Raw genomic sequence first — 16,853 nt, 5'->3', positions numbered from 1 at the left:
TGGCCTAGGGCTCCTCCTCGGCAAGCGACAATGCATGCCGCGTCATCTGTTGCTGCCACTCCTGGTCCTCGGCGTGCAGGTAGCGCGAGGTGGTATCGAGGCGCGAATGGCGCGCCGAGCGGGCCAGAAAACGCAATTCGACCCCAGCCTGAGCCTGGTGGGTGATGGCGGTATGACGCAGCCAGTGCGGCGTCGCTTGCTTGAGCGTGCGGGCCAGGCGCGCCCAGTCATGCTGTCCCGCGTCATCGCCAGGCTCTCCCGCCAGGCGTTGCTCGATCTCGGCCGCCGCATCTCGAAAGTAGCCGGTGATCAGGCGATAGAGCAGGTTGTCACCGACCGTCGTTTGCCCATCCAGGCGCGTCAGCAGCGGCAAGGCCTCATCTTCGGCCACCGGCCTTGGCTGTGCACTCAGTCCGCGGACAAGACGCCAGCGCGCCAGGGCCTCCATCATCGTCGGTGGCACGGGAATCTCGGCGGCCTTGCGACCCTTGCCGACCACCCGCCACCACCAGCGCCCCTCGCGGCGCCTGATGTCGCCCATCCGCGCCGCCGCCATCTCCGCGATCCGCGGAGCCAGCAGGTAGGCGAAGGCGAACAGGAAACGACGCCGCTCGGCCTCGAGCCGTGCTCGCGCATCTCTCCCTCTCCCGACCTCGCCTTCGTCATACAGGTCGGCGCACTGCCGCTCCAGGCGACGCCATAGCCAGTCCCAGTCCGGACGCTCCAGATAGCGTTCGATGCGTGCCTGGCCGTTGCTCAGGCGTCGCTTGTCCCTCACCAGCCGAAACGGATTGCGCGTCAAATAACCCGCCTCGACCAGATAACCATAGAGCCCCTGCAGGATGACCAGGCTCTGGCGTCGGCTCGCCGGCGACAGGGGGCCCCGAAAGGGCCGCCAGCCGGGGTGCTGACGCTTGCGCACCGTGCCGATCCAGCGCGAGGCCGGGCGCGGATCGGCCAGGAACTGCGCGAAGGCCTCCAGCCGCCCGCGGTCCAGACTGTCCAGCCGGTCGCCCCTGCCCTGCTCGCCCTCGGCAGACAGCCACAGCAACAGACGCTCGGCCTCCTTTCGATAGGCGCGAAAGGTCTGCGGGCTTTGGCGGTACTCGTTGAGCCAGGCGCCTACCGCCTGAATGTCGTCCCGAGCATCGATCAGGTTGGCCGGCGCCGTGGCCAGACCGCTGTCGAGGGCGCCGATCAGCGCCTGGGTCGCCTCCTCCGCCGGCCCGATCTGCCCGGCTCTCTCTCCAGCTCCCTCTCCGCCTGACTCTCCCTCTGACTGGCGCATCTTTCGCTTGTCCTTGTCCATCCGGTGCGTGGGTTGCCCCCATCGGGCGCCTCGGGGCGATTATCCCGGCTGTAAGGCTTAATAATCAAGATAAGGCGCGTAATCATGAATTAATCATCCATTTGATAAATATAATTACGTAATACGTTTTACGTAATATGCTTTATCCGAACCCCAAATGCCGCTAAGATGAATCTATCGGCAGGGCCCGCGAGGCCCACGGCGACGACCAGGGCCAGGCAGGCAAGCCCTTGCAAAGACTCGATTCAAATCAAGGAGAGGCGCGACATGGCGCGAAGCGGTGTGCAGTACGAGGATGTACAGCGGGCGGTGCATACGCTGATGAGCCGCGGGGATGCGCCTAGTGTTCAACGGATCCGCGAGGTGCTGGGGACCGGCAGCTTCACCACCATCAGCGAACATCTGCGTCAGTGGCGTATAGAACGTGAGGAGAATCGAGATCAGCCGCCGTCTCAGGAGCTGCCCGAGACCTTGCAGACGCTGACGCTGGAGCTGTGGCGCCAGGCCCAGGAAACCGCCAATGAAAGCCTGGCGCTATATCGCCAGGAGGCCGAACAGCGGGTCGCCGATGCCCTAGAAGCTGCAAAAGAGAGCGAGCGGCGTGCGGAAGATGCCGGTCAACGAGAATCTGCGGTCGCCGATCACCTGGCCAAGGCACAGACACGCCTGGAAGAACAAAGCGCCACCCTGGCCAGCTGTCAGGCCGAGCGCGACACCCTGTCCAATCGCGAGGCCAAAGCCCTGCAGCGGGTTCAGCAACTCGAGAAGGAGCTCGCGCGACTGCAGGAGCGCAATGAGGCGCTGGCAACGCAACAGCAGGAAGAACTGGCCACTCGTGATGCCGAGCACCAGAAGCGTCTTCATCAAGAAGAGCAGCGCAATGAAGCCGCCGAGGCCCGCCTGATGAGCCTGCTGGACGATGCCCGACAGGAGCGCCATACCGCTGATAAGCAGCATGGCGCCCGACAGGCGCAACTTGAGTCCCGAAACGAAAGCCTCGACAAGCAGTTGCAGGAACAGCGCACGCAGCTGGCCGATTACCGCCAGCAGAATCGCGAAGCGCACTGGGAACTCGAACAGCGCAAGGAGCAAGACAGGGATCGCCAGCGCATGCAGGAACGCCTATCGCAACGGCTCGAGGAAAAAGATGAGGAAGTCGCGGCGCTCAAGAAGCGCCTGCTTGAGACCGAAGCGCGACTCGCCAACACGCCCCTGCCGCCCTTCGTCTACTGAACAACCAGCGACATAGCGACCGGCGAACACCTCCCGACGACCCAACGCAAGACGGGCGCCCATGGGCGCCCGTCTTGGGATAAAGCTGAAGGGGCTGTCGCCCGGTCAGCGATGCACTATCGACGACATCGCATCAGCGATAGTAAGCCTGGCTGGTGTCGGTATGGTCGGTGATGTCGCGAATGCCGGCGAGCTCGGGGATACGCTCCAACAGCGTCTTTTCGACGCCTTCCTTGAGGGTCAGATCGACCGCTGCGCAGCCCTGGCAACCGCCACCGAAGGCCAGCACGGCCACGTTATCTTCGGTCAGCTGCATCAGCTTGATTTCGCCACCGTGGGCGGCGAGCCCCGGGTTGATCTCGCTGTAGAGCACGTAGTTGACGCGATCCTCAAGCGGGCTGTCGGCGTTGACCTTGGGCATCTTGGCGTTGGGCGCCTTGATGGTCAGCTGGCCGCCCATGCGGTCGGCATTGAAGTCGACAACGGCCTCATCGAGAAACGGCAGGCTGTTCTTGTCGAGAAAGACCGTGATCTTGTCGAGGGCGAGCTTCTCGTCGCTGGGCTCTTCCTCGCCCGGACGGGAGTAAGCCAGGCAGGTCTCTGCGTAGGGCGTACCCGGCTGGGTGATGAAGATGCGAACCGCAATGCCCTCGACGTTCTGCTTTTCGAGCAGTTCGGCGAGGTAGTCCTGGGCACTGTCGGTGATCTGAATGCTCTGGCTCATGGGGCGATGGTCCTGATTCGAGAGGTCGAATTTGCTTCTCATGTTAAGGAAAAGTGAGAAGCGAAACAATCCCGAGTGAAATACTCAGGCTTGCACCCGGCCCGCCTACCGCTGCCCGTCGCCACCGCCTTTCTGATAAGCTATCGCGCAAAACCGAGCCCTGGCATCAAACCCGCTCGTCACAGTACAAGATGCGACCCACGCTGGAGACCGCCCCGAATCATGGCCGCTACCCCGACCCCCGTCACTGCCACCCTCGCCGAACGCCTTGCCTCACGCATCCTGATTCTCGACGGCGGCATGGGTACCATGCTGCAGAATGCCGACCTGAGTGAGGCCGATTTTCGTGGCGAGCGGTTCATCGACTGGCCCTCGGACCTGAAGGGCAACAATGACCTGCTGGCGCTGACCTGTCCGGACCTGGTGACGCGTATCCACCGCGATTACCTGGAAGCCGGCGCCGAGATCATCGAATCCAACACCTTCAACAGCACCCGCCTGTCCCAGGCCGACTACGGCATGGAGGCGCTGGTTCCCGAACTCAACCGGGAATCGGCACGCCTGGCGCGCGAGATATGTGACGCCGTGGGCGCCGAGACGGGCATTCCCCGCTATGTCGCCGGCGTCCTCGGCCCGACCTCCCGCACCGCCTCGCTGTCACCGGACGTCAACGACCCGGCCAAGCGCAACGTCACCTTCGACGAGCTGCGCGAGAACTATTACGAGGCCGCCGAGGCTCTGATCGAGGGTGGCTCGGATCTGATCCTGATCGAGACCATCTTCGACACCTTGAACGCCAAGGCGGCGATCTACGCGCTCGAGGAGCTGTTCGAGGCACGGGGCACGCGCCTGCCGGTGATGATCTCCGGCACCATCACCGACGCCTCGGGGCGCACCCTGTCCGGGCAGACCACCGAAGCCTTCTGGAACTCGGTTCGCCATGCCGCCCCGCTATCGGTAGGCCTCAATTGTGCGCTGGGGGCCGAGGAACTGCGCCCCTATCTGGAGGAGTTGTCGAACAAGGCCGATACCTTCGTCTCGGCGCACCCCAACGCCGGCCTGCCCAACGAGTTTGGCGAGTATGACCAGACCCCCGAGGAAATGGCGGCGATCGTCGCCGAGTTCGCGAGCAGCGGCCTGGTCAACATCATCGGCGGCTGCTGCGGCAGCACGCCTGAGCATATCAAGGCCATCGCCGACGCGGTTCGTGACATGGCGCCTCGCCAGGTGCCGGAACGGCCGATCGCCTGTCGGCTGTCCGGTCTCGAGCCCTTCAACATCAGCGCCGACTCGCTGTTCGTCAATGTCGGCGAGCGTACCAACGTCACCGGCTCGGCCCGCTTCAAGCGGCTGATCAAGGAAGAGGATTACACCACCGCCCTCGAGGTCGCGCTGGAGCAGGTCGAAAACGGCGCCCAGATCATCGACATCAACATGGACGAGGGCATGCTCGAGTCCGAGGAAGCCATGGTGCGTTTCCTCAACCTGATCGCCGGGGAGCCCGACATCTCGCGGGTGCCGATCATGATCGACTCCTCCAAGTGGGAGATCATCGAGGCCGGCCTCAAGTGCGTACAGGGCAAGGCGGTGGTCAATTCCATCTCCATGAAGGAAGGCGAGGACGCCTTCCGCGAGCAGGCGACCAAGTGCATGCGCTACGGCGCCGCCGTGGTGGTAATGGCCTTCGACGAGCAGGGCCAGGCCGACACCTTCGCCCGCAAGACCGAGATCTGCGAGCGCGCCTACCGCCTGCTGGTCGACGAGATCGGCTTCCCGCCGGAAGACATCATCTTCGACCCCAACATCTTCGCCATCGCCACCGGCATCGAAGAACACAACAACTACGGGGTGGACTTCATCCAGGCCACCCAGTGGATCCGCGAGCACCTGCCCCATGCGCTGGTCTCCGGCGGCGTGTCCAATGTCTCCTTCTCGTTTCGTGGCAACAACCCGGTGCGCGAAGCCATCCACTCGGTGTTCCTCTATCACGCCATTCGCGCCGGCCTGAGCATGGGCATCGTCAATGCGGGTCAGCTAGCGGTCTATGACGACCTGCCGGAAGAGCTGCGCGAGGCAGTCGAGGACGTGGTCAACAACCGCCGCGACGATGCCACCGAGCGGCTGTTGGATATCGCCGACAAGTTCAAGGGCGACGGCAGTGGCGCGGCCAAGAAGGAAGACCTCGAGTGGCGCTCCTGGGAGGTCGAGAAGCGCATCGAGCATGCGCTGGTCAAGGGCATCACCGCCTACATCGAGGACGACACCGAGCTGGCCCGACAGCGGGCGACCCGCCCCATCGAGGTCATCGAAGGCCCGCTGATGGATGGCATGAACGTGGTCGGCGACCTGTTCGGGGCCGGCAAGATGTTCCTGCCCCAGGTGGTCAAGTCGGCACGGGTCATGAAGCAGGCGGTGGCCTATCTGATCCCCTACATCGAGGCCGAAAAGAGCGGCGAGACTCAGGCCAAGGGCAAGATCGTGATGGCCACGGTCAAGGGCGACGTCCATGACATCGGCAAGAACATCGTCGGCGTGGTCCTGCAATGCAACAACTACGAGGTCATCGATCTCGGTGTGATGGTGCCGGCCGAGAAGATCCTGCAGACCGCCCGCGAGGAGAATGCCGACATCATCGGCCTGTCCGGGCTGATCACCCCGTCACTGGATGAGATGGTCCACGTGGCCAAGGAAATGCAGCGCCAGGGCTTCGACCTCCCGCTGCTGATCGGCGGTGCCACCACCTCAAAGGCCCATACCGCGGTCAAGATCGAACCCCAGTACGAACATCCGGTGGTCTATGTCACCGATGCCTCCCGGGCGGTCGGCGTGGCCTCGCGGCTGCTCTCGCCGGAGCTCAAGCCGGCCTACACCGCCGACCTGCGGGCCGAATACGAGGTGGTACGAGAGCGCAACGCCAAGCGTCGCCCCAAGGCCGCCGACCTGAGCTACGAGCAGGCCCGTGAGCGTCGCTTCACGACCAACTGGGCCGCCCAGCCGCCGAAGGCGCCCAGCTTCACCGGCCTCAAGGTCTTCGACGACTATGACCTCGAGGAGCTGATCGAGCGCATCGATTGGACGCCCTTCTTCATGAGCTGGCAGCTGGCCGGCAAGTACCCCAAGATCCTCGACGACAAGGTGGTGGGCGAAGCCGCCCGCAACCTCTTTGCCGATGCCAAGGCGATGCTGGCCAAGCTGCTCGACGAGGGGCACATCACGGCGCGGGGCGTGATCGGCATCTGGCCCGCTAACAGCGTCGAGGATGACGTCATCGAGGTCTATGCCGATGAGTCGCGTAGCGAGGTCATCGAGCGCCTGCACCACATTCGCCAGCAGACCACCAAGAATCGCGATGGCATCTGCTATAGCCTTGCCGACTTCATCGCGCCCCGTTATGACGCGAACGGAGAGGAAAGCGGCATCCCGGACTGGATCGGCGGCTTCGCGGTCACCACCGGGCATGGCGTGGACGAGCTGAGCAAGCGCTATGAGGCCGCCGGCGACGATTACAATGCCATCATGGTCCAGGCCCTGACCGACCGTCTCGCCGAGGCCTTCGCCGAGCGCATGCACGAGCGAGTCCGCAAGGAGTTCTGGGGCTATGTGCCAGAGGAGTCGCTCGATAATGAGGCGCTGATTGCCGAGAAGTACCAGGGCATTCGGCCGGCGCCGGGCTACCCGGCCTGCCCGGACCACACCGAGAAGGCCACCCTGTTCCGGCTGCTGGAGGCCGAGAAGCACAGCGGTCTTACGCTGACCGAGAGCTTTGCCATGTGGCCGGCGGCGGCGGTCTCCGGCTGGTACTTTGCCCACCCCCAGTCGAAGTACTTCTCCACCGGCAAGATCACCCGTGATCAGGTCGAGTCCCTGGCCAGCCGCAAGGACCTGCCGCTTGGCGAGATGGAGCGCTGGCTGTCGCCGGTGCTCTCCTACGACCCGAGCTGACGGCGAGACGGCGAACATCACGCCGATACCCGGCCCTCACGATCTAGCGTGGCGCCCACCCTCCGGTGGGCGCCATGATTTGACTGGAAGACGGCATGCTGCCTGAACCCGCGCGACGAAACACCATCCTCAAGCTGGCGCTGCCGATCATCGGCGGCATGCTCTCGCAAAGCCTGCTGAACCTGATCGATGCCGCCCTGGTCGGTTCACTGGGCGAGACGGCGCTGGCCGGGGTCGGCATCGGTGGCTATGCGATGTTCATGATCACCGCCCTGGTATTCGGTCTTTCGTCGGGTGTGCAGGCGCAGACGGCCAGGCGTCACGGCGAGCAGGCCTGGAGCAGCCGGACCGACGCCCTGTCCGCCGGCCTGACCATCGCGCTCGCGCTGGCCCTGCCCCTGACGGCGTTGAGTCTGTGGCAGGCACCGGCCATTCTGGGCCTGATCAACCCGGACGCAGGCGTTCATGCGCAAGCGGTCGAGTACTTTCGCTGGCGCGCGGTCTCGCTGGTACCGATCGCCATGATCTTCTGCTTCCGTGGCTACTGGAACGGCGTGCAGCAGACCGGCATCTACCTGCGCATCATCCTGATCATGCATCTGGTGAACGTGCTGGTGAGCATCGGCCTGATCTTCGGCCACGCCGGCCTGCCCAGGCTCGGAGCCGCCGGGGCCGGGGCGGGAACCAGCCTCTCGCTGCTGCTGGGGCTGATCCTGTGGGCCGCCTACTCCTATCGCCATGCCGATCCGATTGGCGGCCGCCCCAGCCTCACCACCCTCGTGACCACCCTGCGCCTGGCGACGCCCCACTCCTTCCAGCAGTTGTGGTTCGCCGGCGGCTATGCCGTGCTGTTCTGGATCCTCGGTCAGCTGAACACCGCCAGTGTGGCGGTGGGGCATGTACTGGTGAACCTTTCGCTGCTGTTGATCCTGCCCGGTGTCGGCCTCGGACTGGCGGCCATGAGCCTGGTCGGTCAGGCCATGGGGCAGCAGTCCAATCGCGAGGCCCATCGCTGGGGCTGGGACGTCGTGCGCATTGCCTGGGCCTGCCTGGCGGCGCTCGCCTTGCCGATGCTGGCGTTTCCGGATCGGGTGCTCGAGCTCTTCCTGCACGACCCTGCCCTGGTGGCTCTGGGCCATCTGCCGTTGCAGCTGACCGCGATCATGATCGTATTGGATGCTTGCGCCCTGGTGCTGGGGCAAGCCTTGCTTGGCGCGGGCGCCCATCGCACCGTCATGACGATCACCCTGACCACTCAGTGGTTGGTCTTCCTGCCCCTGGCCTGGTGGGTCGGCGTATCGTTGGAGTACGGGTTGCTGGGCATCTGGTGGGTGCAGCTCGGCTATCGCTGCCTGAATTCGCTCGGCTTTGCGCTGATATGGCAGCGTCGGCATTGGCAGCGGCTGGCCATCTAGTCCCAGTAGGGTCACAATCCCAGCAACTTCAATGGCGGAGCGCGGTCGGCATGCGATGGGTCACGGTGTATCTGGTGGCATCACTCATGATAATCGGGACAGGTGGGCCTGCCCTGGCAGAAACGCATGCCCTGAAGGTGACCTTCATCAATCCCGGCCACGACCAGGAGCGTTTCTGGGTCATGGTCAGTGACACCATGCAGGCGGCCGCCGAGGATCTGTCGATCGAGCTCGACATTCACTACGCGCAGCGCGATCGCGCCCGAATGGTGGCACTGGCACACCAGGCCATTGAAGCCCAGGAGCCCCCTGACTACCTGATACTGGTCAACGAGGAACAACAGGCCATTCCGCTGCTGGCACCCGCCGAGTCACGTGATGTCAAGGTATTGATGCTGCTCAACGGCCCGACTCCCGATCAATTCGACTCGGTGGGAGGCCCCAACGGCGAGTATCCGAACTGGATCGGCGTCATCGAGACCAACAACTACGATGCCGGTGCCCGCATGGCACGGCGACTCATCGAGGCCGCTTCGAGTCGGGAAGCTCCCGTGCCGGCACTGGCCCTGATCGGTGATACCCTGACACCCGCGTCCATTGCCCGCAACCACGGCATGCTGGATGTATTTGAGCGGTCCGCGGCGGTGCGACTGGACCGGGTGCTGACAGCGCACTGGAATGCCGAAGAGGCCGAAGCGCTGACCGCGGGTTACCTGGACTGGCTCGCCACGCGGGATCAAGGCCCCGGCATCATCTGGGCCGCCAACGATCCGATGGCGCTCGGAGCCATTCAGGCGCTGGAGGCGGCCGGCATCGAGCCGGGGACCGAGGTGGCCATCGCCGGCCTGAACTGGTCACCTGAGGGAGTGGCCCATGTCACCAGTGGCCAGATGGTTCTGACCGATGGTGGACACTTCCTGGCCGGCGGCTTCGCCATGGTCATGCTTCGGGATCATGCCGACGGTCGCTTGCCTCCACGTTATGCCTGGGCACGCTTTCCGATGGATGCGCTGGATGCCTCACGCGCCCGGCGGTTCTCTCCTTATCTGACAAGCCCCGACTGGTCTCGTGTGCAATTCGCAGATTTCCGACGTCGGGACGGCGCCTATGATTTCTCTCCGCTTGGCGTGCTGGAGCAACTGGAGGCACATCCCCCATGACCCCCAAGACCAGTCTTAGCGGTGCCTTCCTCAAGCGCCTGGTACCGGTCGCTCTCCTGGTGACCCTGGTCTGCAGTCTGCTCAGCGCCTGGCAACAGCAACAGCGGTTCGAGGCCGAGCTCGGCCACAAGAAGACGCAACTGCTCGAACTCGGTGCCACCATGCTGGCATCCCCACTGTGGAACTTCGACTCGGTGCGTATCGGTGACATGCTCGACACCCTGCTGGCCGATGCCGATGTGGTGGGTGTCCGGCTGCATGACAGCAGCGGTGACTTGCTACAGGCACGCTATGATGGGCATCAGGCCACGGCATCGGAGACACGCAAGACCCCCATCATCTTCCGCAATGCCTTTGTCGAGCGACCTATCGGACAGCTCTCCCTGAGCTTCAGCGACCAGCGACTCACTCAGCAGATCCTCACATCCGCCCTCACGGCGTTGCTGGCCACCGGCCTGCTGGCGATGCTGGTGACCGGCTGGAGTCTGTATTTTCTGCGTCGCCGCGTCGTCGCCCCGCTCTCCGCCATCCATCGACGCCTGGCGGCCGTCGGGCGGGGCGAGACCCTCCCCCCTCAGCCTGTCTCGGCCCCCGGTGAGGTCGGCCAGGCGCTGCAGGCCTTCAACACCCTGGCCCTGCAACTGAAATCCGCCCAACAAGAGATCCAGCAACAAGCCAGGCGCGATACCTTGACCGGGCTTTGCAATCGATACGGGATGAATGACGAACTCCTGTGCTGGATCGACCGTCATCCCGACCGCCCCCTGGGCCTGTTGCACCTGGACATCAACCATCTGCGCTGGACCAATCTGGGGTATGGGCGAGAGACCGGCAACCGGGTCCTGATCGAGCTGGCGAGGCGGCTGCAAGGCATCGGTGCCCAGCACCTGGTCATTCCGCCCGTCCGACTGGGCAGTGACGAATTCGCGCTGGCGGTGGCCGATGCCTGCCCGACCCGTCTCCAGGCGCTGGTGCGCGAGGTACAGGATCGCCTGCGCGCCCCTTTCGTTGTCGACGACCAGGAGCTGTATCTTTCCATGACCATCGGCGGCGCCCTGTACCCTGAGCATGCCGAGACGCTGCAAGAGCTCCTCAAACGAGCCGAGCAGGCGCTGTATCGCAGCAAGGAAAGCGCCCGGGGAGACTATCGACTCTATCAACCGGCGGTGGCGTCGCAGCAGGTCGAGCAGATGGCGGCAATTGAGCGCGACCTGCATCAGGCCCTCAGCCACGAAGGGCTCGAACTGGCCTTGCAGCCGATCATGGGCAGGGGCGGAAGGCACATCATCGGCGTCGAAGCCCTGGTAAGACTGCACCACCCGGAGCGCGGCATGCTGTCACCCGCTGATTTCATTCCTGCCGCGGAAGAGTCCGGTGTGATCGTGGCGATCGACGAATGGGTCATCGAACAGGGGCTCGCCTGGCTGGCTAAGGTCAGCGCCGCCGGACAGGAGCAGCTGACCATCTCCTTCAATGTCTCGGTGCAAGAAATTCATACGGGCCGCCTGCCCTGTCACCTGGAAGAGGCCCTGCACCGCCACGGGCTGGCGCCCGAACGCATCATCATCGAGGTGACCGAGCACCTGATGCTTGAACCCAGCGAGACCGTGCTCGAGGTCTTCGCGGCCCTTCATCGCCTGGGCTGCCGGCTGGCCATCGACGACTTCGGCACCGGCTTCTCCTCGCTGGGCTATCTGCAGCGCCACGCCTTCGACATCATCAAGATCGACCGCAGCTTCATGGTCGACGCCACAACCGATCAACAACAGGGAAAGCTGGTCAATGCCATGGTCGAGATGGGCCATGCCCTCGGGCTTCAGGTAACGATCGAAGGCGTGGAGACCGACGACCAGGCCAGCTATTGCCGCCAACTCGGTGCCGAGCATCAGCAAGGCTTTCACTATGCCCGCCCCATGCCGGCGCAGACCCTGTTGGAACGCCTATCGAGCAGTGAGACGCTGGTCGCATCACCGGCCGTGCGCTGCTAATAACTCTTTAATTAAAATCTATGAACATTTATTCTTTCATAGAATATACGGTTAGGAGTATCGTCGCCCCCTAACGGCATGCTCCTTCATCACGCCCTGACCAGCAGGACACGACTGAATGTATCGGTACGACAACTACGACCAGACCCTCGTCGACGAGCGGGTCACCCAGTTCCGTGACCAGATGACCCGCCACCTCGATGGCCGGCTGGGCGAGGAGGAATTCCGCCCGCTGCGCCTGCAGAACGGTCTCTACATCCAGAAATACGCGCCGATGCTGCGCATCGCTATCCCCTACGGGATGCTGTCCAGCGACCAGCTGCGACGCCTGGCGTCCATCGCACGGCGGTATGACCGGGGATACGGTCACTTCAGTACGCGGCAGAACCTGCAGCTCAACTGGCCGACCCTCGAGAGCGTGCCCGATATCCTCGGCGAGCTGGCCGAGGTGCAGATGCATGCCATCCAGACCAGCGGCAACTGCATCCGCAATACCACCAGCGATCAGTTCGCCGGCATCGCCGCCGACGAGGTCGAAGATCCGCGTCCCTGGTGCGAGCTGATTCGTCAGTGGTCGACCCTGCATCCCGAATTCGCCTTCCTGCCGCGCAAGTTCAAGATCGCGGTGACCGGCGCCGACGCCGACCGGGCCGCCATTCAGGTACACGACATCGGCCTGCGTCTGTGGCACGACGACAATGGCGAGGTTCGCGTGCGAGTACTGGCCGGTGGTGGCCTGGGCCGCACGCCGATGATCGGCGACGTGGTCCGCGACGACCTGCCGTGGAAGCACCTGCTGACCTACCTCGAAGCCTGTGTCCGCGTCTACAACCAGTTCGGCCGTCGCGACAACAAGTTCAAGGCCCGCATCAAGATCCTGGTCAAGGCGCTGGGCATCGAGGAATTCCGGCGTCGCGTCGACGCCGAGTGGGAGCATCTCAAGGATGGCCCTCAGACCCTGACACCCGCCGCCCTGGAGGCCGCCAAGGCACACTTCCCGGAGCCCGATCGCCGCCCGGTCAGTGACGAGGCCATCGCGGCCTTCGAGCAGACGCGTCAGGACAATCGTGCCCTGGCCCGCTTTGTGACCAACAACGTGACCGATCACAAGGTGCCCGGCTACAAGGCCGTCACCCTGTCACTGAAGCGTCGCGAACTGGCGCCTGGCGACGTGACCTCCGATCAGATGGATGCCGTGGCCGATCTCGCCGAGCGCTTCAGTTTCGGCGAGGTCCGTGTCACCCACGAGCAGAACCTGGTGCTCTCCGATGTGCCCGTCGATCAGCTGGAGGCCCTCTGGCAGGCCCTGGACGACTTGGGCATGGCCAATCCGACCGTGGGCACCCTCAACGACATCATCTGCTGCCCGGGCGGCGACTTCTGCGGCCTGGCCAATGCGGTCTCGATCCCCATCGCCCAGGCGCTACAGGAGCGGTTCGAGGATCTGGACTTCCTGTATGACCTGGGGCCACTGGATCTCAATATTTCTGGCTGCATGAATGCCTGCGGTCACCACCATGTGGGCCATATCGGCATTCTCGGCGTCGACAAGAAAGGCGAGGAGTACTATCAGATCTCGCTGGGTGGCAACTCCACCGACGATGCGTCTCTTGGCAAGATCCTCGGCCCGTCGTTCTATCGGGAAGATGTCCCTGACGTCATCGACAAGGTGCTTAACGTCTATGTCGAATCTCGTCATGAAGACGAACGCTTCCTCGACACCTACCGTCGCATCGGCATCAAACCTTTCAAGGAGCGGGTCTATGCCTGATCAACAGCTGACAACGGCCCAGACGCTGCTCAAGTTGGGCCAGCCGGAAACCGACACCTGGTCCCTGTCACGCCATACCGAAGCCTTGCCGGAGTCGCGGCCGGTGATCGTCCCGCTGGCCCTGTGGCTCGATGCCGGAGAAGACAATGGCCTGGCGCCGTGGCTGCCCAGCGACACACAGCTCGATGGCGAGCTTGCCGAGAAGCTGATGGCGGCGCCGCTGATCGCCATCGACTTTCCCGCCTTCACCGACGGGCGTGGCTATACCCTGGCCCGGCTGCTGCGTGAGCGCTACGGCTACCAGAGCGAAATTCGTGCCATCGGTGATGTGCTGGTCGACCAGCTCTACTACATGAGCCGCTGTGGCTTCGATGCCCTGGCGCTGCGTGACGACCAGTTGCTCGACGATGCGTTACGTGCCCTGGGCGCCTTCAGCGTGAGCTATCAACCGGGCGTGGACACTCAGGAGGCCCTCTTCGAGCGCCGTCTGCGAGAGGGAAGCTCCCCCTGACCCGACTCTCGACGTCGGTCAGCGCCCCGTCATCTCGACAGACGGAACCCCCAGGGCCCGGCTTATGCCGGGCCCTGGCATTTCAAGCCAAAAAATCGGCGGGATGAGATACGCTCAGCCACGACGCTTCTGCTGACGCTCCCGGTTGTTGGCCCTCGCCTGGTCAGACTTTCTCAGCATGACCAGCGTGGCCCCGAGCCCGCCCTGGGATGCCGGCGCCGAGGCAAAGGCCTGCACTTCCTCGAACTGGGCGAGCCACTTGGCCAAATAGGAACGCAGGATGTTGGCGGGACTGTCGTCCTCGCGCCCTCGCCCATGCACCACCATCAGTGAGCGCAGCCCTTGTGCATGGGCATCGCGGATAAAGCCGAACAGCTCGCGACGACACTGGGCCAGAGGCCGACGCTGCAGGTGCAGGTGCGCTTCGGGTGCATATCCTCCATGGCGCAGACGCTCGACCACCCCGAGCTGAATCCCGTCACGGCGATAATCCAGTGGATCATGCGAGCCCACCAGTTCGACAAAATCATCCGATAGAAAGTTGCCCTCCTCACCGTCCTGCTCTGCCGCTTGACGTCGCGCGACCTGGGCGTCGTTGGGCCCTGCGGGGCGCGAGCCGACATCGGCTCGGCCCTTGCCCTTGGCGAGGGGACGAACATCGCCCATCTGACGACGAAACTCGCGATCCATCATATGCATGGCGACCCTCTCCCGATCCGGCGATGTGTGCGGTCTGGCGACCCGTTGGCATAGGAACAGCATGCCATGACAGGATGACGGCGCGAACCATTCACGGCACAAAGAATTCAACCGAGATATACACCATGCGCGTTCTCCGCTTTGCCCTCGGCTCCACCGTCGGCACACTATCGATCGTCGCCGGATATCTCTGGTGGACCCTGCTGAGCCCGTTCGCCTATGAACGACCGGCTGATCTGCCGCCGATTCAGACGGGCGAACATCAGGTGTTCGTCTATGGCACCTTGACCCATGCGCCTGTTCGCTGGCTCGTCTATGGAAGGATTGGTGATCCCGAACCCGCGAGTCTGCCCGGCTTTCGCCAACAGGCGCTCGACCTGGAGAGCGCACCGGATCAAAGCGTCCAGGGTATGGTACTCGAGGTCGATGCTGAAGAACTGGCAGCGCTGGATCGGTATGAGCGGCTGGGGTATCGCTACAAACGGGTACGCTTGCGTCTTGGCGATGGGCGACAGGTCTGGGTCTATCGACGTCTATGATTTCCGACAGCTCCTCTGATTTGGCGGATACACTGAGAGAAGGATAACGGTATAAAGTAATGGGCTCAATGACGGCTAACAGGAGTGGTTGTGAGGCAACCGAGCCCCCCCTACAATGTTTAGCCATTGCTTGAATGCCAATCACTAGGACCCTTGTGACGTGATCACTCTCTACCACAATCCACGCTGCTCCAAGTCACGCCAGGCACTGGCTCTGCTCGAAGACGCCGGCATCGAGACCCGTGTCCACCGCTACCTCGACGCGCCGCTGGATACCGACCAGCTCAAGGCCCTGCTCGACCGCCTCGAGGGCGACCACAAGGCCCTGGTTCGCACCAATGAAGCCGAGTGGAAATCCCAGAGCATCGATATCGACGACCCTCAGGCCGTCATTGCCGCCATCGTGGCTACGCCCAAGTTGATGCAGCGTCCGATCGCCGACCGTGGTGATCGAGCCGTGATCGGGCGCCCACCCGAAACCGTGCTGTCCTTGATCGCCACCGCCTGACCCGCCCTTCCCCCTCGATCCCTGGAGCCTTGATGAGCGCCGCCACGCCTTATGTGCTGATCCTCTTCTATTCTCGCCATGGCGCGACCCGCGCCATGGCAGAAGCCATCGCCGCTGGCGTCGAGTCGCTGCCGGGGCTCGATGCGCGGCTGCGCACTGTCCCCGCGGTCTCTCCCACCTGTGATGCCGTCGATCCGGATATTCCTCCGGAGGGCGCCGTCTATGCGTGCCTCGATGACCTTCGGCACTGTGCCGGCCTCGCCATCGGCAGCCCGACCCGCTTCGGCAACATGGCGGCCCCGCTCAAGCATTTCCTCGACAGCAGCAGCGAGCTGTGGATGAATGGCGCCCTCATCGACAAGCCGGCCAGCGCCTTTACCTCCACGTCGAGCCTGCATGGCGGCCAGGAGACCACCCTGATGACCATGCTAATGCCACTGCTGCATCACGGCATGGTGCTGTCCGGTCTGCCCTACAGCGAGACCGACCTCTTCACCACCACCACCGGCGGCACCCCCTACGGGGCCACTCACCTGGCCGGTCAGCGCAGCAATCGCTCCCTCGACGAACAGGAGCGGCGCCTGTGTGTCGCCCAGGGACGACGCCTGGGACGGCTGGCACTGGCCCTCGAACCCATGCGCGAGACGTCCTGATGCGACAGATGATGGAACGCTGGGAACACAAGCACGGCCTGGATACATTGACACACAAGAGTCGCCGGCTGGTGCTGATCAGCTATGGCATTCTGGTAGCGGCCCTGGCCAGCTGGGCGCTGACGCTATACCAGCAGAACGGCAACCTGCGCTCCGCGCTGGTGTTCTTGCTGCCCTTGCTGCTCTTTCTTCCGTCGCTCATCGCACGTCGCCCCCGCGGGCACGCCTGGCTGTGCTTCGTCAGCCTGCTTTACTTCATGATTGGCGTGAACGTGGCCATTCTGCCCGGAGTCGGCTGGCTGGGGCTGCTGATTGCGATGGCCGCCCTGGTGCTGTTCGTCGCCAGCATGGGCTATGCGCGTTTTCGCAGCCGCCAATTGCGGCGATGATCTCCTCTCGCC

14 protein-coding genes are annotated in these 16,853 nt (G+C 63.8%); 11 read left to right on the top strand and 3 right to left on the bottom strand.

Going from position 1 to position 16,853, the window contains the following annotated elements:
* Positions 1-4: 4 nt before the first annotated feature.
* Positions 5-1,288: a site-specific integrase gene (locus IEJ03_RS07560; RefSeq protein WP_192037027.1), complete on the bottom strand. Its 1,284-nt coding sequence runs from the start codon at positions 1,286-1,288 to the stop codon at positions 5-7.
* Positions 1,289-1,576: 288 nt separating this feature from the next.
* On the opposite strand from IEJ03_RS07560, the gene IEJ03_RS07555 reads away from it, so the two are divergent.
* Positions 1,577-2,542, top strand: a complete 966-nt coding sequence (locus IEJ03_RS07555) for a DNA-binding protein (RefSeq protein ID WP_192037026.1) — start codon at positions 1,577-1,579, stop codon at positions 2,540-2,542.
* 133 nt (positions 2,543-2,675) lie between these two features.
* Here IEJ03_RS07555 and nfuA read toward each other — a convergent pair whose 3' ends face one another.
* A complete protein-coding gene (gene nfuA / locus IEJ03_RS07550; protein ID WP_192037025.1) occupies positions 2,676-3,266 on the bottom strand; it encodes a Fe-S biogenesis protein NfuA in 591 nt (196 codons plus the stop codon).
* A gap of 222 nt (positions 3,267-3,488) precedes the next feature.
* On the opposite strand from nfuA, the gene metH reads away from it, so the two are divergent.
* From metH to IEJ03_RS07520, 6 genes are all read left to right on the top strand, one after another.
* On the top strand, positions 3,489-7,208 hold the full coding sequence (gene metH, locus IEJ03_RS07545; RefSeq protein ID WP_192037024.1) for a methionine synthase: 3,720 nt from the start codon (positions 3,489-3,491) through the stop codon (positions 7,206-7,208).
* 95 nt (positions 7,209-7,303) lie between these two features.
* The gene (locus IEJ03_RS07540) at positions 7,304-8,623 is read left to right on the top strand and encodes an MATE family efflux transporter (protein WP_192037023.1); all 1,320 of its coding nucleotides are present in this window, start codon (positions 7,304-7,306) and stop codon (positions 8,621-8,623) included.
* Positions 8,624-8,709: 86 nt separating this feature from the next.
* A complete protein-coding gene (locus IEJ03_RS07535; protein WP_192037022.1) occupies positions 8,710-9,783 on the top strand; it encodes an ABC transporter substrate-binding protein in 1,074 nt (357 codons plus the stop codon).
* The gene (locus IEJ03_RS07530; RefSeq protein ID WP_192037021.1) at positions 9,780-11,771 is read left to right on the top strand and encodes a bifunctional diguanylate cyclase/phosphodiesterase; all 1,992 of its coding nucleotides are present in this window, start codon (positions 9,780-9,782) and stop codon (positions 11,769-11,771) included. The genes IEJ03_RS07535 and IEJ03_RS07530 overlap by 4 nt, the downstream gene beginning before the upstream one ends.
* A 118-nt stretch (positions 11,772-11,889) precedes the next feature.
* Positions 11,890-13,542: a nitrite/sulfite reductase gene (locus IEJ03_RS07525; protein WP_192037020.1), complete on the top strand. Its 1,653-nt coding sequence runs from the start codon at positions 11,890-11,892 to the stop codon at positions 13,540-13,542.
* Positions 13,535-14,053: a DUF934 domain-containing protein gene (locus IEJ03_RS07520; protein ID WP_192037019.1), complete on the top strand. Its 519-nt coding sequence runs from the start codon at positions 13,535-13,537 to the stop codon at positions 14,051-14,053. The genes IEJ03_RS07525 and IEJ03_RS07520 overlap by 8 nt, the downstream gene beginning before the upstream one ends.
* Positions 14,054-14,167: 114 nt before the next feature.
* Here IEJ03_RS07520 and smrA read toward each other — a convergent pair whose 3' ends face one another.
* Complete coding sequence (gene smrA / locus IEJ03_RS07515) at positions 14,168-14,752, bottom strand: DNA endonuclease SmrA (RefSeq protein ID WP_202884397.1); 585 nt, start codon at positions 14,750-14,752, stop codon at positions 14,168-14,170.
* A gap of 125 nt (positions 14,753-14,877) precedes the next feature.
* Here smrA and IEJ03_RS07510 point away from each other — a divergent pair, with 125 nt between their 5' ends.
* The 4 genes from IEJ03_RS07510 (at position 14,878) to IEJ03_RS07495 (ending at position 16,841) form a co-directional block, all read left to right on the top strand.
* The gene (locus IEJ03_RS07510) at positions 14,878-15,291 is read left to right on the top strand and encodes a gamma-glutamylcyclotransferase family protein (RefSeq protein WP_192037018.1); all 414 of its coding nucleotides are present in this window, start codon (positions 14,878-14,880) and stop codon (positions 15,289-15,291) included.
* A gap of 160 nt (positions 15,292-15,451) precedes the next feature.
* Positions 15,452-15,799 (top strand): arsenate reductase (glutaredoxin), encoded by a 348-nt coding sequence (gene arsC, locus IEJ03_RS07505; RefSeq protein WP_192037017.1) that lies wholly within the window; start codon positions 15,452-15,454, stop codon positions 15,797-15,799.
* A 32-nt stretch (positions 15,800-15,831) separates the two neighbouring features.
* Positions 15,832-16,452: an NAD(P)H:quinone oxidoreductase gene (gene wrbA / locus IEJ03_RS07500; protein ID WP_192037016.1), complete on the top strand. Its 621-nt coding sequence runs from the start codon at positions 15,832-15,834 to the stop codon at positions 16,450-16,452.
* Positions 16,452-16,841 carry a DUF2069 domain-containing protein gene (locus IEJ03_RS07495; RefSeq protein ID WP_192037015.1) on the top strand — a complete coding sequence of 130 codons (390 nt, stop codon included), beginning with the start codon at positions 16,452-16,454 and terminating at the stop codon, positions 16,839-16,841. Before wrbA ends, IEJ03_RS07495 begins: the two co-directional genes overlap by 1 nt.
* Positions 16,842-16,853 lie beyond the last annotated feature (12 nt).

Origin of the sequence: Halomonas sp. YLGW01, from assembly GCF_014840935.1 — a bacterium.
Taxonomy (GTDB): domain Bacteria; phylum Pseudomonadota; class Gammaproteobacteria; order Pseudomonadales; family Halomonadaceae; genus Onishia.
Note: the sequence above shows the minus strand (reverse complement) of the source record. Positions and strands in the feature narration are given on the sequence as shown.

Excerpts from the sequence above, each read along its gene's own strand:
- IEJ03_RS07560 (WP_192037027.1), bottom strand. The coding sequence starts at position 1,288 with ATGCGCCAGTCAGAGGGAGAGTCAGGCGGAGAGGGAGCTGGAGAGAGA.
- IEJ03_RS07555 (WP_192037026.1), top strand. The coding sequence starts at position 1,577 with ATGGCGCGAAGCGGTGTGCAGTACGAGGATGTACAGCGGGCGGTGCAT.
- nfuA (WP_192037025.1), bottom strand. The coding sequence starts at position 3,266 with ATGAGCCAGAGCATTCAGATCACCGACAGTGCCCAGGACTACCTCGCC.
- metH (WP_192037024.1), top strand. The coding sequence starts at position 3,489 with ATGGCCGCTACCCCGACCCCCGTCACTGCCACCCTCGCCGAACGCCTT.
- IEJ03_RS07540 (WP_192037023.1), top strand. The coding sequence starts at position 7,304 with ATGCTGCCTGAACCCGCGCGACGAAACACCATCCTCAAGCTGGCGCTG.
- IEJ03_RS07535 (WP_192037022.1), top strand. The coding sequence starts at position 8,710 with ATGATAATCGGGACAGGTGGGCCTGCCCTGGCAGAAACGCATGCCCTG.
- IEJ03_RS07530 (WP_192037021.1), top strand. The coding sequence starts at position 9,780 with ATGACCCCCAAGACCAGTCTTAGCGGTGCCTTCCTCAAGCGCCTGGTA.
- IEJ03_RS07525 (WP_192037020.1), top strand. The coding sequence starts at position 11,890 with ATGTATCGGTACGACAACTACGACCAGACCCTCGTCGACGAGCGGGTC.
- IEJ03_RS07520 (WP_192037019.1), top strand. The coding sequence starts at position 13,535 with ATGCCTGATCAACAGCTGACAACGGCCCAGACGCTGCTCAAGTTGGGC.
- smrA (WP_202884397.1), bottom strand. The coding sequence starts at position 14,752 with ATGCATATGATGGATCGCGAGTTTCGTCGTCAGATGGGCGATGTTCGT.
- IEJ03_RS07510 (WP_192037018.1), top strand. The coding sequence starts at position 14,878 with ATGCGCGTTCTCCGCTTTGCCCTCGGCTCCACCGTCGGCACACTATCG.
- wrbA (WP_192037016.1), top strand. The coding sequence starts at position 15,832 with ATGAGCGCCGCCACGCCTTATGTGCTGATCCTCTTCTATTCTCGCCAT.
- IEJ03_RS07495 (WP_192037015.1), top strand. The coding sequence starts at position 16,452 with ATGCGACAGATGATGGAACGCTGGGAACACAAGCACGGCCTGGATACA.